Origin of the sequence: Anabaena sp. WFMT (assembly GCF_051781005.1) — a bacterium.
Classification (GTDB): domain Bacteria; phylum Cyanobacteriota; class Cyanobacteriia; order Cyanobacteriales; family Nostocaceae; genus Anabaena.
The window spans coordinates 137,931-162,652 of sequence record NZ_JBPWOA010000017.1; the positions used below are offsets into that span (position 1 = coordinate 137,931).

General features: G+C 38.1%; 21 protein-coding genes. 9 read left to right on the forward strand and 12 right to left on the reverse strand.

All coding sequences use genetic code 11. From position 1 onward, the window contains the following. On the reverse strand, window positions 1–1,761 hold the full coding sequence (locus ACSQ6I_RS09475; RefSeq protein ID WP_438890097.1) for a DUF389 domain-containing protein: 1,761 nt from the start codon (window positions 1,759–1,761) through the stop codon (window positions 1–3). 406 nt (window positions 1,762–2,167) lie between these two features. Here ACSQ6I_RS09475 and ACSQ6I_RS09480 point away from each other — a divergent pair, with 406 nt between their 5' ends. Then, window positions 2,168–2,662, forward strand: a complete 495-nt coding sequence (locus tag ACSQ6I_RS09480) for a hypothetical protein (RefSeq protein WP_438890098.1) — start codon at window positions 2,168–2,170, stop codon at window positions 2,660–2,662. A 30-nt stretch (window positions 2,663–2,692) separates the two neighbouring features. Here ACSQ6I_RS09480 and thrC read toward each other — a convergent pair whose 3' ends face one another. Beyond that, entirely contained in the window at window positions 2,693–3,784 is a 1,092-nt protein-coding gene (thrC, locus tag ACSQ6I_RS09485; RefSeq protein ID WP_438890099.1) for a threonine synthase, read from the reverse strand. A gap of 251 nt (window positions 3,785–4,035) precedes the next feature. Here thrC and ACSQ6I_RS09490 point away from each other — a divergent pair, with 251 nt between their 5' ends. Next, a complete protein-coding gene (locus ACSQ6I_RS09490; protein WP_015214348.1) occupies window positions 4,036–4,224 on the forward strand; it encodes a hypothetical protein in 189 nt (62 codons plus the stop codon). Between the two features lie 20 nt (window positions 4,225–4,244). Here ACSQ6I_RS09490 and ACSQ6I_RS09495 read toward each other — a convergent pair whose 3' ends face one another. The 8 genes from ACSQ6I_RS09495 to ACSQ6I_RS09530 form a co-directional block, all read right to left on the reverse strand. Then, complete coding sequence (locus ACSQ6I_RS09495) at window positions 4,245–6,599, reverse strand: hypothetical protein (RefSeq protein WP_438890100.1); 2,355 nt, start codon at window positions 6,597–6,599, stop codon at window positions 4,245–4,247. A gap of 1,347 nt (window positions 6,600–7,946) precedes the next feature. Then, on the reverse strand, window positions 7,947–8,378 hold the full coding sequence (locus ACSQ6I_RS09500; RefSeq protein ID WP_438890101.1) for an EamA family transporter: 432 nt from the start codon (window positions 8,376–8,378) through the stop codon (window positions 7,947–7,949). 486 nt (window positions 8,379–8,864) lie between these two features. Continuing rightward, entirely contained in the window at window positions 8,865–10,064 is a 1,200-nt protein-coding gene (locus tag ACSQ6I_RS09505) for a 4-hydroxy-3-methylbut-2-enyl diphosphate reductase (protein ID WP_438890295.1), read from the reverse strand. Between the two features lie 71 nt (window positions 10,065–10,135). Then, window positions 10,136–11,005, reverse strand: coding sequence for an SGNH/GDSL hydrolase family protein (locus tag ACSQ6I_RS09510; protein ID WP_438890102.1), 870 nt, complete (start codon window positions 11,003–11,005; stop codon window positions 10,136–10,138). 194 nt (window positions 11,006–11,199) lie between these two features. After that, entirely contained in the window at window positions 11,200–12,522 is a 1,323-nt protein-coding gene (locus ACSQ6I_RS09515; RefSeq protein WP_438890103.1) for an ammonium transporter, read from the reverse strand. A gap of 640 nt (window positions 12,523–13,162) precedes the next feature. Then, complete coding sequence (locus tag ACSQ6I_RS09520) at window positions 13,163–15,394, reverse strand: CHASE2 domain-containing protein (RefSeq protein ID WP_438890296.1); 2,232 nt, start codon at window positions 15,392–15,394, stop codon at window positions 13,163–13,165. Window positions 15,395–15,541: 147 nt separating this feature from the next. Continuing rightward, window positions 15,542–15,811 carry a hypothetical protein gene (locus ACSQ6I_RS09525; RefSeq protein ID WP_438890104.1) on the reverse strand — a complete coding sequence of 90 codons (270 nt, stop codon included), beginning with the start codon at window positions 15,809–15,811 and terminating at the stop codon, window positions 15,542–15,544. A 74-nt stretch (window positions 15,812–15,885) separates the two neighbouring features. Next, window positions 15,886–16,128 (reverse strand): hypothetical protein, encoded by a 243-nt coding sequence (locus ACSQ6I_RS09530; protein ID WP_438890105.1) that lies wholly within the window; start codon window positions 16,126–16,128, stop codon window positions 15,886–15,888. A 205-nt stretch (window positions 16,129–16,333) separates the two neighbouring features. On the opposite strand from ACSQ6I_RS09530, the gene ACSQ6I_RS09535 reads away from it, so the two are divergent. From ACSQ6I_RS09535 to ACSQ6I_RS09550, 4 genes are all read left to right on the forward strand, one after another. After that, entirely contained in the window at window positions 16,334–17,356 is a 1,023-nt protein-coding gene (locus ACSQ6I_RS09535; RefSeq protein ID WP_438890106.1) for an AI-2E family transporter, read from the forward strand. 379 nt (window positions 17,357–17,735) lie between these two features. Continuing rightward, window positions 17,736–19,277: an FAD-dependent oxidoreductase gene (locus ACSQ6I_RS09540; protein ID WP_438890107.1), complete on the forward strand. Its 1,542-nt coding sequence runs from the start codon at window positions 17,736–17,738 to the stop codon at window positions 19,275–19,277. A 14-nt stretch (window positions 19,278–19,291) separates the two neighbouring features. Further along, window positions 19,292–19,996, forward strand: a complete 705-nt coding sequence (locus ACSQ6I_RS09545; protein ID WP_438890108.1) for an actin-binding WH2 domain-containing protein — start codon at window positions 19,292–19,294, stop codon at window positions 19,994–19,996. Between the two features lie 19 nt (window positions 19,997–20,015). Then, window positions 20,016–20,717 carry an actin-binding WH2 domain-containing protein gene (locus tag ACSQ6I_RS09550; RefSeq protein WP_438890109.1) on the forward strand — a complete coding sequence of 234 codons (702 nt, stop codon included), beginning with the start codon at window positions 20,016–20,018 and terminating at the stop codon, window positions 20,715–20,717. A gap of 7 nt (window positions 20,718–20,724) precedes the next feature. On the opposite strand, the gene ACSQ6I_RS09555 is transcribed toward ACSQ6I_RS09550, so the two are convergent. After that, window positions 20,725–21,675 (reverse strand): putative 2-dehydropantoate 2-reductase, encoded by a 951-nt coding sequence (locus ACSQ6I_RS09555; RefSeq protein ID WP_438890110.1) that lies wholly within the window; start codon window positions 21,673–21,675, stop codon window positions 20,725–20,727. Window positions 21,676–21,795: 120 nt separating this feature from the next. Here ACSQ6I_RS09555 and ACSQ6I_RS09560 point away from each other — a divergent pair, with 120 nt between their 5' ends. Further along, window positions 21,796–22,197 (forward strand): fasciclin domain-containing protein, encoded by a 402-nt coding sequence (locus tag ACSQ6I_RS09560; protein WP_438890111.1) that lies wholly within the window; start codon window positions 21,796–21,798, stop codon window positions 22,195–22,197. A 314-nt stretch (window positions 22,198–22,511) separates the two neighbouring features. Next, complete coding sequence (locus ACSQ6I_RS09565; protein ID WP_438890112.1) at window positions 22,512–22,859, forward strand: hypothetical protein; 348 nt, start codon at window positions 22,512–22,514, stop codon at window positions 22,857–22,859. 271 nt (window positions 22,860–23,130) lie between these two features. Here the strand turns inward: ACSQ6I_RS09565 and ACSQ6I_RS09570 are convergent, their stop codons facing one another. Further along, a complete protein-coding gene (locus ACSQ6I_RS09570) occupies window positions 23,131–23,355 on the reverse strand; it encodes a hypothetical protein (RefSeq protein ID WP_438890113.1) in 225 nt (74 codons plus the stop codon). Between the two features lie 935 nt (window positions 23,356–24,290). Here ACSQ6I_RS09570 and ACSQ6I_RS09575 point away from each other — a divergent pair. After that, complete coding sequence (locus ACSQ6I_RS09575) at window positions 24,291–24,719, forward strand: hypothetical protein (RefSeq protein WP_438890114.1); 429 nt, start codon at window positions 24,291–24,293, stop codon at window positions 24,717–24,719. Window positions 24,720–24,722: the final 3 nt, after the last annotated feature.

A 24,722-nucleotide genomic window follows, 5' to 3' on the forward strand; every position in this document is an offset into this window, starting at 1 on the left:
TTAGCGCGGTTCTGGCAGAGTTTCCTGTGGTGGCTTCTTCAGTGATTCTACTGCAATTTGGAGTTTGGCATTTGGTTTAGGTTCTGTACCTATTTGCGTATCTATCCTGTGGTCACTGATTTGCCATTTTAATTGTAGGTATTCTAGAATGGCTTGCGATCGCGCTTGAGTGATATCTTGTAGCTCGGTTAGTTCCTGGTTAACTATCACCTCTAAGCTTAAATTAGGCTGTTGCTGTAAAATTTCACCAGCACGATCTAACAACTTAGCATTAGCTGGTGTCACTACTGATTGATCTTTTTCAAAAGAAATAATTCCTACGTCAGTTCCTATTCTCTGCATTGTCACTTTCGCAGACTGGTAATTAAGCCTACTTTTAATAGTATCTGCCAAGAGCATTTGAGCATCTCTATCAATATCTCTTTCACTCAAATAGATTAACCGAATACTTAATGGTTGCAGAGGACTACTAATTAATTCGTAATTAATTAATTTTGCTGGCTGAGGAAGTTGTATATCACTTAAGGAAGATTGTACTTCTTGAAAAAAGTTGGCTTGCAACTGAGCAATATTAACAACTTGTTCAACAGGTTTTTCCGCAGGTAATTGGCGGACAAGTTCATTTGATGCTGTCGGAATTTCAATCAGTTTCAATGCTAATAATTCTGGTGATTTCTGCAAACGAGAAGCCAATATTTGGATATAATTATTTTTTTCTTCATTCGTGTATTCTTTACTGCTAAATACCTGAAGTTGAATTGTCAGCCTATTATTTTTTTCTGAAGTTGAAATATTACTAATATAAGAACGTGTTTCACCACTAGGGAAAGTTTCAAATTCCTGTTGCCATACTTCAGTCGCTGTTCTCCGAATTTTATTTTCCTGTTGCTGCAAAGCAATTTCACGCCTGAGTTGGCTGAGAGATTGATTGAGTGGAAAACTAATTATACCAATGGTAGTAAAAATCAACAAAAATCTGCCAGGAAGACCTCCCACCTTTTTCAGTTTATTGTATGCAGGTAATTTTTCTAAAATACTCTGCATCCGCAAACTTTCTTTATCTGTTGTCCGCCATGCTTTTACTGTTTGTTTTACCTGATCATTATCAATATGTAAACTTAAAAAAACCAGCATGGCGGTGAACGTAATTGCTACTAAGTTGGTCAAAAATAGTAATCCCCCACCACTAGCTACCTGTAGTCCTTTGACAGAATCCACGCTAATTGCGACACCAATACCATAACCAACAACGCATAAGGGCGGCATTAAGGCCACTGCAATAGCCACACCAGGGACAGAAGTTGCTACTCCTTTTGCTTCTTTACAAATTGCCACTGAACCAACTGCACCGGAAAATAAAGCGACTACTAAATCTAAGATATTGGGGCGAATTCTAGCTGCAATCTCAGTAGTCATTTCCTTAAATGGTAATACTGACACCAGGAAGACAGCAAAGGAAATGGCAACTATACAACTGAGGACAAGATTAAAAAGCGATCGCATAGCAAGGATGACATCACCCGCAGCCAGTGCTAGTCCATTCGCCAGAATACTCCCCATCAATGGAGAAATTAGCATTGCACCAATAATTACGGCAGCGCTGTTTAAGACCAATCCTAGTGTAGCAATGCCCGCAGCAAATAAAACCTGAATCCAATAACTGACATCTTCCAGAGTTACTGATCTACATAGATCCAGGTATACTTGTTCCTTCCGAGCTTGACTAATTCCCAAGTTATCAGCAAACCACTGTCTAAACATAATTTAACTGCTAACTAGATTTGAGTATCAGTAACAATAACAATATACAGCAGAAGTCAGGAGTAGGGGTTTAGCACTGCGCTTTACCCCTACAGGAATGAAAGCTGCTTGATGCTTGATAGTTCAGCATGGCATACGCCATATTTTGATTTCAACTTTGGATCTCATTTACCTACAATGTGCTGTAATAGCAGTAGCAATTTTTTCTCTAGTCTACTAATCTATTGGTTGTAAGGATTCAGGATACAGAATATTTCATATAGCAGGGAACAGAAGAGAAAAATATTCTTCTTCCTCCTGACTCCTGACTCCTGACTCCTGACTCCTGACTCCTGACTCCTGACTCCTGAATTCTTACTATTGGTTGTATTAAAAAGATTAAATACAATTACTACAAAAACCTTCTATGACTCAAGATTTAACACAAAAATGGTTAGCGGAAATTCAAGCCCTGAAACAGCAGATAACTGAACTTCAGCAAAAACGTGATGAGGCTTGGGAGAGTTCACAAAAATGGCGACAACTATATAATACTGAATCAGAACAACGTCGTGCAGATGCCAAAATGCACCAACAAGCGATCGCATCTGTAAAAGCTGAACTTCAGAAATTGCAAGGTATAAACGCTGATACCATTGCTGAAAGTGCGACAACGACGATTGAGCCAGAATTGGCAGAACCAAAATCTGTAGAGGAATTACAAGCCAAATTCATCGCTGTGACTAAAGAGCGCGATCGCTTAATTCAGGCATTGAAAATCGAGCAAGACAACCACGCTCAAACCCGTAACAGCCTAACCACAGCCTTGGGTGATGCTATTGACAGTTTAACCAAAGCACGCGCAGCAGGGGAGCAGGGGAAGCAAGGGAGCAGGGGAGCAGAGGAAGCAGGGGAGCAATAATTACCTTTTTACTTCTGTCACCTGTCACCTTTAAAATCCCATTGCCTCAGCTACGGCTTTAACTTCCGCTGCGATACCTTGTTTAAATTGGGCATGACTGTGTTTAATTGCTGTATCTGGATCTTTCAAACCATTACCAGTGAGGACACAAACCACAGTTGCACCTGTGGGAACTTGGTCTTTTACCTTTAACAACCCGGCTACAGAAGCCGCACTAGCAGGTTCACAGAAAATCCCTTCTGATGAGGCTAAAAGTCGATAAGCGTCGAGGATTTCTTCATCTGTGACGGCGTTGAAGCTTCCCTGACTTGCAGATTGAGCAGCGATCGCTTTATCCCAACTAGCAGGATTACCAATTCTAATTGCTGTGGCTAAAGTTTCAGGATTCGCGACAGGTTTACCATTTACCAAAGGTGCAGCACCAGCAGCTTGGAAACCCATCATTTTCGGCAAGCGATCGCACTTTCCATCTTGATGATATTGACAAAAACCCATCCAATATGCTGTGATATTTCCCGCATTCCCCACCGGAATACACAACCAATCGGGAGCATTACCCAAGGCATCGACAACTTCAAAAGCTCCTGTTTTCTGACCTTCCAAGCGGTAGGGGTTGACAGAATTCACCAAAGTGATGGGATAACTATCTGCCATTTCCCGGACAATTTCCAGCGCTCGGTCAAAATTCCCCTTAATAGCTAATACCTCTGCGCCATAAAGTAAGGCTTGCGCTAACTTACCCAAAGCCACATAACCATCAGGAATCAACACAAAAGGTTTCATTCCCCCACGTCGAGCATAAGCAGCAGCGGCAGCGGAAGTGTTACCTGTACTAGCACAAATTACCGCCTTAGCCCCTGCTTCCTTGGCTTTAGAAATTGCCATTGTCATCCCCCGGTCTTTGAAGCTGCCGGTGGGGTTAAGACCATCATATTTAACAAATACCTTGACCTGTTTTCCAATGCGTTCTGCGATCGCTGGCACTGGGATTAAAGGTGTGTTACCTTCCAATAGAGTAACAACTGGCGTGCTTTCACTGACAGGCAAATATTCACGATAGGCTTCTATCAGTCCGGGCCAAGGTTGGCAATGAGATTTAGCAACAGACAAGCTCAAAGTCACAGGATTCTAAACTTCTTAACTAAGGATTTGGGATTGGAAAAATGGGATTTTATTTATAGTGTCAATAACTTTACCACGCTGAGGGCTTTGTTATCTCTGGAACAGAGTCGCTATCATCGTAGTCTCTTATGACTAAAGGGTAAACCTATCAGACTATGTGATGGAAAGTATACAATGTTTTAAGAAAGATTAAGATGACATTATTATAATATATCCAATGGTGTGAGTTAAGTTTGCAAATGAGTATAACTATGTCCACTTTGTCATCCAGTGTTGCCAGTTGCGAATCCCATAGCGAACTAGTCAAAAAGCTTACCAAAGCTTACTATAGAGACGATCAGCAAGAGAAATTTATGGATTTGCAAGCCGAAGTAGATTCCCTGCTCGAACAGTTACAGAACCTGAAGAGCCAAAAGACAGAATCTTCCAGCCACGAATAATAAACCCCAAAATTTGCTTACTACTCAAAGCGCTGATTAGTTTCTGACCAGCGCTTTAAGTTATATGTATTAGCACTTTCCACCAATAAAGCTAGAGATTGATCACTAGACAGTTTAGCGATCGCAGTCAGATTTTGTTCTGACTTGGAGATAAAATCGTTATATATGATCTTGCCATTAGCTCTAAAAATCAGAGTCCGGGGGCGAATTTTATCATCCTCATTCCCCAAGTTTTCATTTTCTGGCTGAGTCAAAGAAGCGATCGCAGAACCAGAAATAGTCAACACCACATCAAGATTACCGTCATTGGTGACATCAACCATCTGCACAGGCCAACTACCCATTTGTGCTTTCATCTTCTCCAAGCTAAGAACCTGACCAGAAGGAATATCCCCAGACTGCTGCAAAGCACGCCATACATTCGGTAAAATTGCTTGTAATCCTTGAGGATTCTGTCGATTCAGTTCTTGAATAGCGATCGGCGAAGGTTGCACCCATTCTAATGCTGCCGAAGTCAAAGCTAGAGGTTTGGGTTGAATAGAACTATTTTCATTTTGGGGAATAGAATCACCAACCGCTAAAAGTCGCAACACCCCGCCTCGCATTTGTACGGCTTTGATAGTAGCAGCGTTGATTTGCTGTTCTCCATTGCTTCCCCAAACAACTATCTGAATAGAGTTATCAGTCCTCATTCCCAAAACTCTCGTCCAAAATTGGCTAGTCTGAGTTTTTGGTAATCGCAAATCAGAAAACGGGTAACTTAACCAACTTGTACCATTATGAAATGCGCTCACTTCCACCTGATACCATACTTGTTTATCCGTAATTTTAAAATCGGCTTGAGGATCTATTAATAGCCAATCAGCATTATTAACTTGGGTGATTTTCTTCACCCCACCAACAATCTGACTAACATGAGGATTATTTACCTGCTCATCGAGTTTAGTGAACAAACCTTGAAGATAGGGTAGAGTTTCCTGAGTAATATTTGCTTGTCCTTCTATCCACGAATCAGCACGATCTTCTCCCCTTTGCACAGCGAAGATCAGATATGCCCAAGCTAACACAGCACGTCTAGTAGGATTGAGCCGCAACGCCACCGTTGTCCGATGCCATAACTTACCCTTATCTGTTTTGAGTAGGGTATAAATTTCTTTACCTTTTTCAGGCGATTCTATCAATACCTGTAAAGCTTGCTCCCAGCGACCATCAAGTAAATATGTCAGTACTTGTTGACTAGGACTAGCCCAACTTTGGTCAGCTTGAATTTTGGTAAATTGAGAATGCAGGCGAATTAAATCTATTTGCGCCTGTGCTGCTTCTGGATAAGGCTTTTTGCGCTCTTTTACCAGAGATGTCAACCAAGCATCAGCAGGTGTCCACAGTCCATTGCGGGCTAGTAACAGAGAGTTTTTATAACCAAAATCTTCACTTTCTGGTTTTTTGAGGTTAATTGCTTCCAGTAACAGGGAATTACTAACTAATTTGCTAGGTTTAACTTGATAAACTTGCAAATGCGGCTCTAAACCTACTGTCTGATCTATCACTAACTCTTTAGCACCACCACCAGTCACTTCCTGCCATTTAGGTAGTGTTCCATTAGGGTTTTTCCACGATAATATCTGCTGTAAACTGCGATTTTGTGGATTGTAGTGAACAATTCGACCATAAGCAGTTTTATTATCATTGTCTTGTGTGCTATCGCCCCACAAATAAAACCAGAAACCTGGTGATGTCGAATTTTCAAAAGCTTTGATCTCCGTTAAAGCTAAGTTAATGCTTCCCTCTTGAGTTTCTGACTCTGGAACATTTTCACCCAACCCAGATTCCACAAAGGACTCTGTAAGCCCAGTAACAGACAATTGAGTGACTAGATGGTAGTATTTTTGTTGTTGAAATTGAAACTCTAAGTCTTTTGATAGCGCATAAACCCTCAGTTCCACAAGTTCTTGACAATCAGACTGACAATTGTTCCGTTTTTGAAAAACTGGTAGTAGAAATAACTTTTTTTGCTGATTATCTAAAGATAGACTTTCCCCAGCTATACGCTTTTGTTTACTTAAGGTGAGTTCAATTTCCGGGAGTGTGTAGGAGACATCTTTCTTCCCTAAAGGGATTTGCGCCCATTTTGGTAAAACTTCATTTAGCCAGCTAATCTGTTCTGGATTCAGTATGTAGAGAATGCTAATCCAGCCAACACCCACAATCATACCAGTACTGCTCAACAAAATAGTCAGCGCTAAAGTTGATATTAACCAACTGCGCCATCGAGGCTGTTTCTGAGATGTTTGATTCGTCTTTTTCAATGCGTCATCTATACGGTGCTGATTAGTTCGAGCAGCTTTTGGCTTCAGCTTACGCCTGTTGTGTGCCATTTTAGTTTTCGGTCAATGCGGAGAGTCTTTTCAGGCTGAGTATTTTTACTTTGATACTCGTGCTTTGGGTAATTGTCCATAATTATGAGGACTTACGCTAGATTAACGTATTTTCGTCATAACGACGGTCAGGAAGCAATTTCAAACCCTGATTTTTCGTACCCTGTGCATAAATCCTGATTATGAAGTTTAAATTTTTACATTGTACAAAAAAATACAATTTATCTAAATTTGTGTTAAATAAATTATAAAAACACAGGCTGGTATAATATTGTTTATAGTAAAAGATGTGTCATCAAAATCGCAGGGGAGTAAAAAAGGTTTTATAGCTGATGCAACTCTGCGCTATAAAATTTTGGTGCATATGCAGGAGCTATCACTAGTCAGATGAACTTAGGGACTTCCAAGAAATAAATTATCCAGATTAACGAACCGCAGAGGCGCAGAAGACAAAGAGGAATAAGAGTTTGAGTGTTTTTTTATTTGGAAGTCCCTTAATGTAACTAATTTTTCCGGATATTTGGTTAAAATTAAGGTAGAGATATAAATATAAAAAAGGTTTGGTGATTAGCCAAACCTTGCTATAAATCCAGTGCATAACAACATCCCAAATCAATTTACCCTGTCCTGTTTTGTTAAAGCATCTTCCTAGAGGATGTATGCAAATAGGCTAAGAACTGATAAGAGAGGATACGACTGCTAAAAAAACGGAATCTGATTTTTGGCAGTTACAAATATTATGTTATGCAAAATTGAGCAGAACACATAGTTTCAATCTTTATCATCATCGTTAAAGATCACATATTTATTCTGGAAAATCGACAGGATAAACGTAATACTATTTCTTTATGAGACTGCGCCGAATTTCCTAACCTTGTCTTTTCCTTCTCTGCGTCTGGAGTGGTATGCCTCCAGCTCCTATTAGGAATACGTTTAGAGACTTCCAAATAAAAAATAAAGGACGGGGGGTTATTCCGTCCGCACTAATAGCTTGAAAGTGGCAATACACCTTGGAATATGAAAAAAAATAGTACAAATAAAATTCAATAGGTTTTCAGGATTGCAAATGAAACAAACAATAAGAACGGGAATTTAGCCCATGCTATTTGTTTTGATCATTATTAATTCCTGCTATTGATAATAACCTAACATAGATAGTTTTTCATTTTCTGCCAAAATGCCAAATAGTAAATAACAAAAAAGACGGGGTTTAACCCGTCTGCGGTATAATTAGTAAAAACATCTTGGTAATCTCTGTAATGTATCAAGCCGCTATTGTAAACGAGTGCCAAAATGCCAAATATCTAAATAGGTTTTGCTGAAAATTCTCTTAGTTATGGAACGGTATCAAAGAATCACAACCAGCGTACCAATTAAAATTAAAGATGTTCCCAAGAATATTTTCAGCGTTAGCGGTTCCTGGAGAAAAAGTACTGAAAAAACCAGTACTAAAACCAAACTCGATTTGTCCAAAGGTGCTACTAAAGAAGCTTTTCCCACTTGTAAAGCGCGAAAGTAAAACAACCAAGATAAACCCGTTGACAACCCAGAGAAGACTAGAAACAACAACGTTTTGGGAGTGATTGCCAAAAATGTATCGAATTCTCCTCTAACTAAAACCCAACTCCAAACCATCACAAGAATAACTACTGTGCGGATTGCGGTTGCTAAATTGGGGTTAATTGCTTCGACTCCAATTTTGGCAAAAATGGTCGTCAAGGCTGCAAAAAATGCCGATAACAACGCATAAAAAATGCTCTTGCTTGCATCATCCAACATTTATGATTTAAGTGGATAAGTATTTATTGAGAAATAATATCATTATTTGCCTATCCTTAAACCTGTACATTTAGCAGTATGTCTGGGTATAATTTTTTGTATCCTGCAATTGAGCAAAATACAATCCACGATAGGGTATTTTAAGAATTTGCTTGTAATATAGGACTTACGCATGAGTCACGGAATAACGAACCGCAGAGGACGCAGAGGACACGGAGGAATAAGATTTTGGGAGAGTTTTTGCGTAAGTCCTATAATGTTGTCTGCATGGGAAGGGTAAGAGTAAGCCACAAAATAAATGATCCTGTCTTGTCACACTTCGTGAACAGAATGACATTGGGCATTTCTTTTTGTGGAGTTCTCTAATCTTACTTACCGGACGGTGAAACAGCGATGGAGAGTCACTTTAAACACCGACAATATCAGGACAAATTATATTAGGAGTCAGTAATTCGTAATTCGTAATTCGTAATTACGAATTACGAATTACAAACTTGCTTTTAATGCAAAAATTTTCTCAATAATATCTTCCACTACTTTATCGGGGGTGGAAGCACCGGAGGTGATGCCTACAACAATTTCTCCTGCGGGTAACCAATTTTCGGTAATTACCAAATCTCCTGTTAGTTGCCTGTGTTCAATGGCATTAGTAGATTGAATACGCTCAACACAATCAATGTGATAAGAAGGAATAGTGCGGTCAAAAGCTATTTGTTGTAGTTGGGTAGTATTTGATGAATTAAAACCACCTATTACTACCATTAAATCTAGATTTTGTTCTACTAATTCTAACATAGCATCTTGACGTTCTTGAGTAGCGTCACAGATGGTATTGAAGTTTTGAAAATGCTGAGTTAATTCTGTGGGACTATATTTTTGCATCATAGTTCGCTCAAACATTTTACCAATTTTCTCGGTGTCATCTTTGAGCATGGTTGTTTGGTTAGCGATACCTACTCGTTCTAAATCTTTGTCGGGGTCAAATCCAGCAGAACAAGCTTTAGCAAACTTCGCTAAAAATTCTTCACGGTTGCCACCATTGAGGATATAGTCTGTTACATATTCTGCTTCTTGTAAATTTAAGACAATGAGATATTTACCTGCAAAGGAACTGGTAGCGACGGTTTCTTCGTGCTTATATTTACCATGAATGATGGAGGTGTATTCGCCTTTTTTGTGTTTTTCAACTGTGTTCCAGACTTTGGAAACCCAAGGACAAGTTGTATCAACAATTTGGCAGCCCTTATCATTTAAAATCTGCATTTCTTGAATGCTGGCACCAAAGGCAGGTAGGATGACTACATCTCCGGTATCAACAACAGAGAAGTCTTTTTTATTAGCTTCCACAGGAATAAATTTGACTTCCATGTCTTGCATTCGTTGATTCACAGAGGGATTGTGAATAATTTCGTTGGTAATCCAGATGCGTTCTGAGGGGAAGTGCTGACGGGTTTCGTAGGCCATGGCTACTGCACGTTCTACACCCCAGCAAAAACCAAATGCCTGTGCTAGTCGGATGGTAACATTGCCTCTTTGGAGGGTGTAATTGCGATCGCGTATTTGTTGAATTAAGTTACTTTGATATTCAGACTGCAACTGGGTAGCGACTTCTGCTTTATGTCCAAACCCTTTACGGTTGTAGTTTTCTGAATGTTGGAGGCTGCGTTTAAATGCTTTCGTATCCATTTTGGTTTTGTGGCTAAAATCACTATTGATCATTTTCTCGTGCGAAGACACGATTTCGATGGCTAACTTTATTAAATCCGATCTAGACTTGGTTTGTTTTGCCTTTCCTGAAACTGGGCTGCTAATTCTCTGTTGCTATAAATCTGCAATGCAGTCCGCCAAATTATGTAGCCTTGAGGATTGAGGTGTAAACCATCGGTAGTAAATTCTCGGCGGAGATTACCTTGTTTGTCGGTAAACAGGGGATGTAAGTTGAGGTATCTGATACCTTGTTGAGTGGCTATCCCTTGTAGTTCGTCATTCAAATTGCGAATGCGACTGTTGGGAATAGCCAGCAGTTTCTCCCGTCCTTCCCAAGTTGCTTCCTCTCCCCCGTGAGGTAAAATTGATTGCGCTACAATTTTTGCTTGGGGGTGCTTTCTACGTAAATAACGGATAATTTGGCGTTGATTGGCTAAAATTTCTTCATCGCTGACCCCACGAATGAGATCATTAATCCCAATCATCACAAAAACTATTTCTGGCTGGGTACGGTCAAATAAATCTAATCTTTTCAATAATCCATCGCTAGTTTCCCCAGATATTCCCTGATTCAGCCAATTTCTATCTTCGGGTAATAAATCAGGTGGAAACCACAAACTCAGAGAATCTCCAGCGAGGACAGTTAATTTCTGGGGTTGTTGTTCTGCTGATGCTTCGGCTTCTTGTTTGAGGACATCTACCCATTGTCGGTAACTAAGCTTATGGCGAGGGCCTAACTCTGGTGCTAAAGATTGGGTTTGCGGGACGAGGTTAACTTGTTCTGGGGGAGTTGTGGTTGCAAATGCGGTAGTTAGTTTCTGCTGTCGCCAAATCAGCAGGATGACGGCTGACATCAGGATACCGTTGGTGATAAGCAAGAAAAATCCCCAGATCGGAAATGTTTTGGTTGGAGTGGACACAACTAAAAAATTAAAAGTCCTAAATTAAAAATTTAAATGAATTCTATAGTTAATTTCATAGCGAGTAAATTAAATGTACATCAGTCCCACAAATTTTAGCAATATAAAAAAAACAGCGGGATGAAAGCTGTTCCGCTGTTGCTTGGGTTGTAGTACGGAGTTAAGAGTATGGAAGTAGAAAGAATCAGATGCTTTTAGGAAACGTTAATGCGATCGCCAAATTCGGAGTTATAACCTTCTTCTCCGTGTTCGTTGATATCCAAACCTTGATTTTCGGTTTCCTCTTGCACACGTAGTCCGATTGTGGCATCAATAAATTTGAGGATCAGCCATGTACCAGCAGCAGCAATGATATAAGCTATAGCGATCGCTGCTAGTTCTATGAATAATTCCCCGAAATTACCACGCAATACCCCATCTTTCCCACCTGAGTTGACTTCTGTAGTGGCAAATATGGCGGTTAAAATTGCCCCAAGGGTTCCTCCTACACCATGTACCGGAAAGGTATCTAAGGCATCATCAACATTAAGCTTGTGCTTGAAACTCACAGCATAGAAGCAAACAACTGCGGTGATAAAACCAATAAAAATTGCTGCTAAGGGAGTGACAAATCCTGCTGCTGGGGTGATTCCTACCAAGCCAGCTACTGCACCTGTGGCTGCACCAACGGCGGTGGGTTTTCCCCGTAAACGTGCTTCTAGAATTAGCCACATTAAAGCACCTGCTGCGGCTGAGGTATTAGTAGCTACAAATGCTACCGTGGCAACGCTGCCGGCAGATAAGGCGCTACCAGCATTAAAACCGAACCAGCCAAACCAAAGTAAACCTGCACCTAGCAATATGAAGGGTACATTGTGGGGAGGACTGAGACGATCTGGATGGTTTTTCCGGGGGCCAAGGACGATCGCTGCTACAAGGGCAGAAACCCCAGAACTAATATGTACTACTGTACCTCCAGCAAAGTCAAGAGCGCCTATTCCACCGTATAAACCCAAAAATCCACCTTTTGCCCAAACCATGTGCGCTAAGGGTGTGTAGATAAAGGTTGACCACATCAGCACAAATAGGCAATAAGCGCGGAAACTCATCCGTTCGGCGATCGCACCAGAAATTAAAGCTGGGGTGATGATTGCAAACATGGCTTGGTAGATCATGAATGCTTGGTGGGGAATTGTCCCTGCATAGGAAACAACATCTTCAGGGGCTGAACCTACCAGATAATCGGTTGTTTCTAAACCGACACCATTCAACCCTAACCACTGTAAGCCACCGATGAAGGGTAAACCAGGGGCAAAGGATAGGCTATAACCCCACAGAATCCAGGTGACTCCCACAATCGCCATCAACACGAAACTCATCATTAAGGTGTTGAGGATATTGCGCGATCGCACAAATCCACCATAAAAAAAAGCTAACCCTGGTGTCATCAACAATACCAGCGCTGACGAAATCAGCATAAATGCCGTATCTCCAGTATCAGGTGGTGGAGTTGCTGCTTGGGCCAAAGCATTACCCATCGGTGGAACTCCCAACAGCAAAAGGGTAAAAACCCCAATCATGAAAAATTTCTTCAGCACTTGTTTTTGTTCCTATGCACCAATTGCTTGACGTTATTTAAGTAGTTTCCGTAGTCCTTGATACTATTTCTGTCTTTAAAGTTACTCAACTTTAAGTTTGCGGGAAACCTTAACAAAAAAATAATCCTGATCGTAGCTGCTAATGGCACAACTTAATTATTCGCTTATGTAATATTTACATAATTTATTTTCATAAATTACATATATAATAATGACAGCGAAGTGATTTTTCATACTAATAACCAATAGACATCTGGTGAAAAAGATTGTAGAGACGAGGTAAGAATTCAGGAGTCAGGAGTCAGGAGAAGGAAGAAGAAGGAGGAAGGAGGAAGAAGAATATTTTTCTCTTCTGTTAAGAGTTCCCTGCTATATCAAATATTCTGTATCCTGAATCCTTACATAGATAAAATTAGGACTTATGCAAAAACTCTCCCTTTCCTCTTTCTTTCTGACTCCTGAATTCTGAATTCTTACGAGACAAGAATCCCTATACATGGAACCTCTCTACAAGGTTTTAAAGTCACGCACATTTAATTTTCACTCCTATGTCTAATAACTAATAACTAATAACCAATGACTAATGACTAATGACTAATGATTTTAAATCTTGAAGAACAGCAGTAGCAGATTGATAGCGATCGCTAAAATGGTAGCAAACCATCCTCTCTAAAATTGCCGCTAACTCTGTGCTGACAGTAGTTGTGTGTTGCCACATAATATTACCGGTCTCTGGATTTGGTTGTAATTCCTGCGGTGAAATGCCAGTGATAGCTTGAATAGCAATCATACCCAAAGCGTAAATATCACTAGATAAGCGGGGATGACCTGCAAATTGTTCTGGTGGTGAATAGCCTCTTGTCCCAATAGCTACTGTGGCTAATTCTGTTTCTCCACTTATTCTAGGTTGGATTAATTTAACCGCACCAAAATCTATCAAAACCAGTTTATTATTTTCAGCACATCTCATAATATTTGTTGGTTTAATATCCCGATGAATGACATGATATTGATGTATAAATACTAAAATTTCTAAAATTTCTTTGAGCATATCAACTACAAAAACTTCGCTTTTAACACCTTTTTCGGGTAGTAATTCTTCACTCAAAGTTTGACCGGAGATATATTCTTGCACCAAATAAAACTCTTGATTATCTTCAAAATAGGCAAATAATTCGGGAATCTGAGGATGTTTACCCAAAACGGCTAAAATTTCAGCTTCAGTATTAAATAATCTACGGGCAACTTGTAAAAATCTGGTATCCTGACGGGCAGGCATTAACTGCTTAACGACACAAATAGGATTACCCTGTCGTTGGGTATCTTCTGCTAAATAAGTACGACCGAAACCACCAGAACCAAGAGATTTAAAGATTTTGTAGCGTCCAGCCAAAAGAGAGACATCGTTTTTAGATATGGATATATCCGAGATAGTCAGGTAATTAAACTGGGATGGGAATGCTGTGTCTTGATCAAATAATAGACTTAATTGTGCGATCGCTTCTTGTTGTTTTTCTACTTGCAACAAAATCGCCTGATTTTCCTGCTGAGTTCGGTAACTCGTGTAAAGCATCATAGTAATACTACTTATAACCACCGCTAAAGAAGGTGCAAATAATGGTATCCATATTCCTTGTAGATAAAGACCAGCAGCAACTCCCAACAAACTGAAAAGAATAAAACTTGCCACTAATAATAACAACAAAGGATGTCGCCATTGCCATGCCAAAACAGCACCCACCAAGGCACAAACCCAAATCCACAAAAATTCAGCCCAGTCAGTCCAATAATAAATTAGAGGTCTTCCATCTAAAACTGTACCGAGAATTTGACTAGCTACTTGAGCATGAATTAAAACACGAGGCATTCTCGCAGGTTGGTCTGACAAACTGCTATAAGGCGTATAGTAACCAGGATGCACACTAGCAGCAGTAGTCCCAATAATTACCAAACGATCTTTTATCCAATTAGGGTTGATTTGATTTGCAAGAACTTGTGTGAGAGTAACTTGTTGAACAAGATTATTTGGGTGACGATAATTTAATAGAATTTGATAGCCATCTGCATCTGTATGCTGATAACTGCCGGCATTTTGATCTAAACGCGGGAATATAGTTTTACCTATTTGAAGTTCTTGATTGTTATTAAAATTATATGTAATTCCTTCTTTCTCCAGGTATTTAATCGCTAATAAAGCCGGAAAAGAAAACTGCGTTTGACATTTATAATCTGTATTTGTAGATTCAGTAAATAATAAACTGCGTCGAATAACTTGGTCGTTAAAGTTGTCAGTTACTACATCGTCAAAGCCAATATTTTCGATAGGAAAGTTAGGTGGTGGCGGTACTTCCAATCTACCAAAATTACTTAACAAACAAGTACCAATAATGTTATCTTGCTTTTGGAGATCAGTGCCTAAATTTGTTTGCTCATTGCGGTAAATATTTAACCCAATTACACGGGGTTGATAAGATTCTAACTTTTCTAATAATTTGTTGATAGTTTTGTCTGACAAAGGCCATTTTTCTCGTGTCAGATCCTCTTGAGTAATTGTAACTAATAAAATTCGCCTCTCAAGTGGTTCTTGAAGAGGAGATTTTTGCAATTGTGAAGCATCTCGCAGCATTTGGTCATAAATGCTTAACTCCCCAGCTTGTAACCATTTTAGCCCCCGCATTCCCCATACTGAAACCGCCACTCCCACGCTAGTCAGGAGAATAATTGATAGCCAATTATAGGTAGTAAAAACTGGACGTGAAACCTGATCTGTGACGAAAACTGCACGAAACCTTGCTAAAATTCCATTAATCACTGTATTGCAGCAGTAGCCTGGATGTGGTAGATGATAATATTTGCAATATACAGTAGATTGCAGATACATGAAATACAGAATCTAAATTCCAAGCCAAACACCAAGCCAGTTTGACTCTTGATTTTAGAATTGTGCTGTAAGTGTTTTTTATTCCTGTGGAGTTTTTTGAACCTCTTCAATGGAATTTAGCATTGATAAAGAAATTGGTGTTGATGAATCTAATTTAGGTGGTTGGGGTAATAATTCAGCCATAGCATTACTGAAATAAGAACCGACAATTTTATCGTAGTTGGAAGCAACCGCTAAAAATGCTCCTCCTAAAATATATATCGGCAAGGGTAGCGATAATTCTTTCACCCAGTCAAAAAATTCTGCTAAGGCAAATAATACAAAAAAACAGGCAAGCCAAACCCTCATCTTTTTTTCCCCTGTATGGAAACAACTCTATTTATAGGTTAAACAGCTTGCATGATACTGGATGTACGCCACAATCACAAATTTTTGGTTAAATCCTGTATCACCTGATTGTAAACTTCTTGGACATCCTTGCGATCTTGTAGTTCTGGCAAGGTTTCTAGGCTGCCACGCTCAATCATATCAGCATGATGACGCAGAACTGCATGGTATTGGGGATTTTGGGTAAAATTGGCAATAATAGCGATCGCTTCTAGTAAATGCATCGTCACCGCTTTTTCAGAACGGGAATTTTGGCGAATTGCATCAATATTACCCATTAATAACATACAAAATTATCTATTAATTGCCATCAGACTTTAGAAAGAATGATATACATAATATTTTATTGTATAGGTATAAAATATTTATTGAATCAAGTTTAGAAATCAGTCTTTCAGAAGTTTCTATCTTCATACAAGACAATATAATTGATAAATATCGTAGAAATATCACCAACAATTTTGAAATCATGGAGGCGACACTGTGCGTTTTGGGCAATGGCTAGGCTTACTCGCACTTGTTATATCTCTTTATATTCTTTGGCAAATTCGGCAAATAATTTTAATCGCATTTGCATCTGTAGCCTTAGCAACTGTATTAAACCAACAAGTGCGATTTTTACAGAGATTTAGGATGCGGCGAAGTCTTGCTGTTAGTATTTCAATTGGATTGTTATTAGTAATAATAGTAATTTTTTCTTTATTGATTGTTCCTGCTATTATTGAACAATTGCAACAATTTAGTAATCTAATGCCAATAGTATTAGAACGAATTCATTCTTGGAATAATTGGTTAATTCGTGTTATTCCAGATAATATTTTAGAAAATATTCGGGGACTACAATATTTAACTCAAAGTATTCAAACTTGGGCGAATCAAATACTTAGAAACTTTTTTATTTTACTCAATAGCTCTTTCACAATTGTTTTAGGATTACTGCTTTTCTTTGTACTAACTATTATGCTTCTAGTCAACCCTGGCGAATATCGACAGGGTTTTATTATGCTATTTCCCGCCTTTTATCGTCCACGAGTTGATGATATTTTGAGCAAGTGTGCTAATTCTTTAGTCGGTTGGATTAGAGGGACACTTTTAACCATGTTAATAATTGCTATGATGAGCTATATTGGGCTATTAATTTTAGGAATACCATTGCCGTTAATCAATGCACTCTTGGCAGGGTTATTAGAGTTTATTCCTAATGTTGGTCCAACTTTGAGTGTAATTCCGCCTGCGCTACTTGCTCTAAATGAATCTCCTTGGAAAGCAGTTGCAGTAATAATTTTATACTTTGGTATTCAACAGGTAGAAAGTCTGATTTTATTACCTTTAGTCATGAAAAGTCAAGTATCCCTATTACCAGCAATTACAATCTTAGCAGTAGTTATTTTTGGCAGTTTTTTCGGTTTTTTAGGTGTATTTTTAGCCGTTCCATTAGTAATTATTTTCCAAATTTTGATCAAAGAAGTTTTAGTTAAAGATATACTAAACCACTGGCATAGTTAGTAGAGAAAAACTGCTGTTAATCCCTCATTAATTAGGAAATAGAACCAATGATGTACCTTACACGATATCATCTATCAATGATTTTCACTCTTTTAGGTAGTAGTTTGACCTGGATATATTTCAGTTTTTCTGTTCTCATATCCTAGTCTAATGAAGTACAAAATTATCTGCGTCCATCTGCGTTTAATTATTACTGCTTGTACCTCACTTGCTATTCATAATTTTCTCTTTAAAAATCTACTTTGCTATTACCATTTTGCATTCAGGTAGACAAAGCCAATTTTTGGGTCAGCTTTGATAAAATGTGACAACTTTGTGAAATTTTCTACTTAGTGAAACGATAGGATCAATAATATACAATTGACTGGAATTAAATTTTATGTCTTTAACTGAAGAGATTCTTTCCCAACTACCAGGTGATGTTTTAGGTGGTTTACGTCGCACTGACCGCATCTTAACATCCCTACGAGCAGACAATGCAACTATCCCAAATGTAGTTAAAGAAAACCAGCAGCCTTTAGACTCTGTAGACTGGGATGTAATTATCTGCGGTGGTACTTTGGGAATTTTGATTGGTTGCACTTTAGCAGTGCGGGGTGTGCGTGTAGCGTTGCTAGAAAGAGGTTTTTTGCGAGGGAGGGAACAGGAATGGAATATTTCCCGCAAAGAGTTGGAAGTGTTTCGAGAATTGGACTTGCTGACAGAGGTGGAATTAGAAAGAGCGATCGCAACTCAATATAACCCAGCACGAGTTAGCTTTCAAGGTGGCACTGAGGTTTGGGTAGAAGATGTCCTCAACATTGGTGTAGATCCTGTTTATTTATTAGAAACCTTAAAAACCCGCTTTCTCGCTGCCGGAGGTCAGTTATTTGAAAATACACCATTCACTGAAGCGGTAGTTCACCCCAACGGAATAACTGTAAACAATAAATTCACAGCCAGATTATTACTTGACGCAATGGGAAATCTTTCACCAATATGTCAACAAGCGCGTCAAGGAAAAAAACCAGATGCACTATGTTTAGTTGTGGGAAGTTGTGCTGAAGGATTTCCGGAAAATGATGCAGGTGATTTGTTGTTATCTTTCACGGCTTTGCAAAATCAATGCCAATACTTTTGGGAAGCATTTCCCGCTAAAGATGGGAGAACAACTTATTTATTTACCTATATGGATGCAAATCCCCAACGCTTGAGTTTAGAAACTTTGTTTGATGAATATCTCCGCCTTTTACCAGAATATCAAGGTGTGGAAATTAGTCAACTCAACTTTAAAAGAGCGTTGTTTGGTTTTTTTCCTAGTTATCGTCAAAGTCCTCTCAAAACTCCTTGGCATCGCATTTTACCAGTGGGAGATAGTAGCGGAAATCAATCACCTTTAAGTTTTGGTGGTTTTGGGGCTATGGTGCGTCATTTACAAAGATTAACTTATGGTATTGATGAAGCACTAAAAACTGATCAATTATCTGCCCTATCTTTAGCACTTCTGCAACCATATCAACCTAGTTTAAGTGTAACTTGGTTGTTTCAGAAAGCAATGAGTGTGGGTATAAATCAAAAAATTGCCCCCAATCAAATTAATCAATTACTCGCTGCCGTTTTTCAAGAAATGCAACAGCTAGGTACACCTGTTTTAAAACCATTTTTACAAGATATAGTCCAGTATGAGGCATTAACACAAACTCTGTTAAAAACAGGTTTATCCCATCCTGTATTAGTTGCCAAAATAATCCCGCAAGTTGGTTTATATAGTTTACTTGATTGGATATTACATTATATTAATTTAGGTGTATATACTGGCTTGTTTTCTATAAATCCCATCTTAGAATCATTAGTTAATATGTTGCCAGAAAAACAACAATATTATTGGCATCGTTTGGTTGATGCTTGGAAATTTGGTTCCGGTGGTGATTATTCTGAATAATATCTGAGGATAAGATGATTGAACGTAAGTCTATTAGAGTCAAATACTTTGCAGTCTTGATTCAATTACTGCGAGAACGTCAAGTATTTCTCGAAGAAATTCGTCAAGGTGTAAGATTACCAAGTAAAATAATTTCTCTGTTGGTTTGTAGTTCCCTATTTATAGCAATGTATGGCGGAATTATTGGTGCATATCATAGCTGGATGCAAGCTTTATCTTCAGCAGTAAAATTACCAGCACTCTACTTAATCACTCTCTTGATTTGTCTGCCGACTTTGTTTTTTTCTAATATTATTTTTGGTTCAAAGCGCACCTTTGGTCAATATTTTGCCTTAGTGTTAACAGCGGTTGCAGTTACGAGTGTTTTACTATTTAGTTTTGCACCAATTGCCTTGTTTTTTTTAATGACTACAAATAATTATCAATTTTTAATTTTGTTAAATGTCATTATTTTTTCCCTAACAGGATTTATTGGTATTTCCTCTTTATATAATGCTACTAGTGTAGTCTTAGAACAAGAAGATGAAGGTAGTCAAACACGCAAAAAGATTATCCAAGGTTGGTTATTTCTTTATGCTTTTGTAGGTAGTCAGTTAGGATGGACTCTCAGACCTTTTTTTGGCACACCAGATTCTATATTTCAATTGTTCCGTGAAAGAGAAGGCAACTTTTATTTGAGTGTGCTGCAATCTCTTGGTCATATCTTAGGAATTCGTTAATTACTCAAGGGAAATTAAAATGATAGAACAACAAGCTTATGTAAAAAAATACTTTGGTGTTTTACTAAGTTTATTAAGAAATCGCCAAGGGTTTTTAGAAGAAATTAGCCAAGAAATCAGATTACCATATAAAATCAGTTCTTTGTTTGTTACCAGTTCTATATTTTTTGCAATTTATGGAGCAATTATCGGTGCATCTCACAGTTGGGCGCAATCATTATCCGGTGCAATTAAACTTCCAGTTTTCTATTTATTAACACTGATTATCTGTTTCCCTACGTTGTTCTTTTTTAATGTTTTATTTGGTTCTCGTAGTAGCTTTAAACAGCATTTTGTCATCTTATTGACAGCAGTATCAGTAATTAGTGTTCTGTTATTTAGTTTAGCACCAGTGACGCTGTTTTTTATGATTACAGCACCTGATTCATATCAGTTTTTCAAACTATTAAATGTTTTGATTTTTGCAATCACAGGTGTTTTTGGTGTCAAGTTTCTTTATGAAGGAATGCAGTTACTTTCTCAACAAGATGAAGTTGGACAAAAAACTCGGACTACAATTTTAAAATCATGGTTATTGCTGTATGGTTTTGTGGGTGTGCAATTAGGATGGTTTCTTCGTCCCTTTTTTGGTGCGCCAGGTACTAAATTTGAGTTATTTCGGGCGGTAAAAGGTAACTTTTATCTAGATATTATGAATGCAATATCAGCAATTTTTAAGTAGAATTATTTTAAGTTAAGACAGAATTTTGTATTCTGGTATTTAAGAACTGCAACTGTTGATATAAACAACGAATCTGCGGTAAATTGACACCTGCTGCTTCGGCTTTATTTAATGAGTTGCCAAAAATTGCTTCTATTTCCAAAGGACGACATTCATCAAAATCAATTTTCATGCTGGTGCGGTAGGGCTTCATTTTTACTGTATAATCAAGCATTGTTTGAATGAAACTATCAGGAATAATTCTTCCTGTACTTTTTGCACCTGCGACTACTTCAAACATTAATTGTTTAACTAACTCACGGGTGTGAATATCTGCCATTAATTCGTCGGTTGTAGCATTGAGAATCACAGATAATCCGTTGTAGGGAATATTCCAAACCAATTTTTTCCAACGTCCTAATAGTAAATCTTCTGCTAGTTCTATTAATATCCCCGCATTTTGAAAGTCTTCTGCAATTTCCCTCATTCTGTCTGTAATTCCAGTGGGGAGATATTTAGATGCATATTCACCAAGGGTAATTTGTCCATAGTCTAAATGATGAATATGTCCTGGACTTACTTTGTTGGAACAAAGAAAACATAAACCACCTAAAATATGAGTGTTGCTGACAATTTGGGAAATTTCCGCTTCTATACCAATTCCATTTTGTAATACTAAGACTACCCCATCATGTTTGACAACAGGTGGTAATATTTGCGGTAGCAAGTGGTTTTGGGTTGTTTTTAGCGCTACTACCACCACATCACAACGAGGCATTTTCTCTGCATCGTTGTAGGCTTTTACTTGGGGAAGGATAAAATTGCCGTCTTTAGATTCAATAAATAAACCATGTTGCTTGACTTGTAGATAATCACTTTTGAGTAAAAAGTGGACATTATTGCCAGCTTTTTGCAATTTAGCGCCATAAAAACCGCCTAATGCACCAGTCCCGATAATTGCGTATGTGCGTTTACCCATTTCATCTATAGAGAAATCTTAGGAAAATCATAGAAGGATATTGTAGCAAGATGTGAGTTAATAAAAGTTAAATATGATTTACTATTCTTTAGAACTTTTGGCAGAGATAAGGTGACATAAATGGCTGATATTGTTGATATTGCTGTTGGTAATGATTCGTTTCAAACTTTAGTGGCAGCTGTGCAAGCGGCTGGTTTGGTAGAAACGTTGAAAAGTCCAGGTCCATTCACAGTTTTTGCTCCAACTGATGAGGCGTTTGCTAAGTTACCCCCAGGTACAATTACAACTTTATTACAAAATATTCCCCAGTTAGCACGAATTTTAACATATCATGTTGTTCCTGGAAAGCTGACTCAAGCTGATTTAAGCAAACTGGGTACAGTGACTTCTGTGGAAGGTTCCCCTATAAAAATTAATTGTGAAGATGGTTTTGAAGTGAAAAATGCCCAGGTTTTAGCAGCAGATATTGATGCAGATAATGGTGTAATTCATGTTATTGATACTGTGATTTTAATGGGTTAATTTAGTTAGGGATAAAGCTGAATTCCACAATCAATATCTCTTGTGGCTTGCATCAGACTCGATAATTTGGCAACAATCAACAGATTTTTGGGATCTGATGCACTCTACTAAATATTCCAGTTGAGTAAGTCCTGTTGGTAATGGCGGGCATTTTCCACCATATCTCAATATCTAGTTGAGAATTTTGGTTGGCTTAGATTCTTTAAAGAATGTAAAATAATCTACACGAATACTCACTCCCATGCTATTATCAGCGTAGGTAAATAAATAAATGTTAACCTTATAATAAGTCAATTCTTAATTACCATAATTTAATGCTCGATTTCAACACTTTAGCTGAATTATCTCGTGCCAACTGTGCAGGTATTTGTGCATTTCTCATACCAGCAAACATTCTGTCCACATTGTTGACAATTACCCTCACAGCACTAAACCGTCCCACAATTCAAGTATGGCAATCTGCTGGCTTTGCTAGTATTTTCGCCTGTGTGATGATGCTGCACGTTTATACTTGGTTAATGATTGGTGTAGTGATGCTACCAACTTATATTTTATTGGGTCTAGCTATTAGTTGTTTATTAACTAATTTAGCTGCTGTTCTTTGGCGGTTTAATGCGCTACCATTACTCGCTCACTGGAAGTATAATAGACAATCTGAATAAGTTCAAAAGATTGGTTTATATCAATTTTCCAGATTAATCCAGATTAAATATATATCAATAAAGTGGGAGGGTAATTATATTACTCTCCCGTATTATTTAATTAGCTTTTTACTAATAGCTAAGGGACTTCCAAAATAAAAAAATGTACAAAAATTTCTTGTGGTGCGGGCATCTTGCCCGCAAATTATCAAGGACGGGCAGGATGCCCATCCCACAAGATTGGATAATTTATTTTCTGGTGTTCCCTAATACTCTGGATTGATTTAGTTAATTACCACCAGCCATTAGAGTAGCCAGAATGGTTTTTGTAGGAGTGGTCTTTGTAAGAGTAGTCTTTATAAGAATGGTTGTGTCCGTGATATTTACCATGACAAGAATGACCACCACCTGAAACAACTAGAGTTTCCTGAGTAGCTAGTTCATTGAGAAAGCTGGCGGAATCATTGAATAGTTCATAACCAGTAGGAAGTAGTTTGGAAATATGGATATTAGCCATGAGAATTTCTCCTTTATCTGGATGTAAGTTTTCTGCAATTTATAGATTAGACTTGATTGCAACTAATCTTATTTATCATGGTTTCAAAAAAACTATATTAAATCAAGGGTTTTACCTCAATTATCTGGACATAAATAGATTAATTATGTCTGGTAATATTCTGAATTTAGCAATTAATTTTCAGGCAAAACCTGTCAGTATAATTTTTAGTTAAAAGACATATAATTAATATTAAAACGGCAATATCTACAGAATAGCGATAAATTTATCAAATGTTTCTGTATGATGTTTTTACCGATTTAGATCCTCTACAGGTTCATATAGATGTTTTCTGTTGGATGCAATACAATTAAGTGCGGGAAAACTCAGCCCCTAAGAGACTTCCAACTAAAAAAATATCCCGTCGTTGTGACGGCAGGGGGGCAGGGAGCAGAGGGAAGAAAAGTCGCTTTGATTTGGTGAAATTGGATAGCGAAGCGCTGCTGCAAGCAGTTCATCTTTTTTGTGGAGTTCTCTAAAGGGTTAGTAATGGAAAATTTTATATCTTTAAGAAGAATTGGGCAGGGGGTTAAATGTTTGAATCAGCGGGAAATAAGATGAAGATTGGCAGACTTAAGGACTTTAGTTATGTCTGACAAGATGACTGAAAAACGAGACATGGGGTGCAGTAGAAGCGATTACAGATCAACAACTAGAAAATTATCAAGAAAAAAGTATCTATAAAAAGTTTGATGAAATTGAATTAATTGGTTGTTGTTCTGTAGAAGAAAATTTATAAACTACATACAAATAAGTTTGATCTAATACCAATTCTGTATAAAGTGCGCTCAATTTAGCGGATTAGGTTGCGTTTTATTGCTGATATTTGTGGTTTATTAAAATGATTATATAATAATGTATCTAAAGTTATACTACTTCTAGAGTGGTAATAAATTATGCAAATTAAAGGAATAAGCATTGCTTTAGTTCTGGGTCTTTCTTTGCCCATAGTTACAGATATTGCCATCCAGAATCAAGCTGTGGCTGGTCTCGCTTTTCCGGAGGGAGAATTTTTTGCCGTGCAGGGTCAACCACGCAATTGGCATTTAACTCTTTGGCAAGATCAAGGTAAGTATTACTACAAAAATTTAAACCTGAAAACAGGCAAAAAAATTTGTTTAGTTGGTGCTAGAGCATCTGGTACTAAAGCTCGTCCTGTCTTCACATGGACTAATGGCAAATTTAAATATCAAGTTGCCTGGCAAACTGTCCAATCCGATTTGGTGCGATTACAGGTAATAAATCCTGCGGGTCAGATGATTTTAAATGAACTTCTTATCCGTCAGCCTGGTGAATTTGAAGATCCCAATGCCACTAAATGTTAGAAG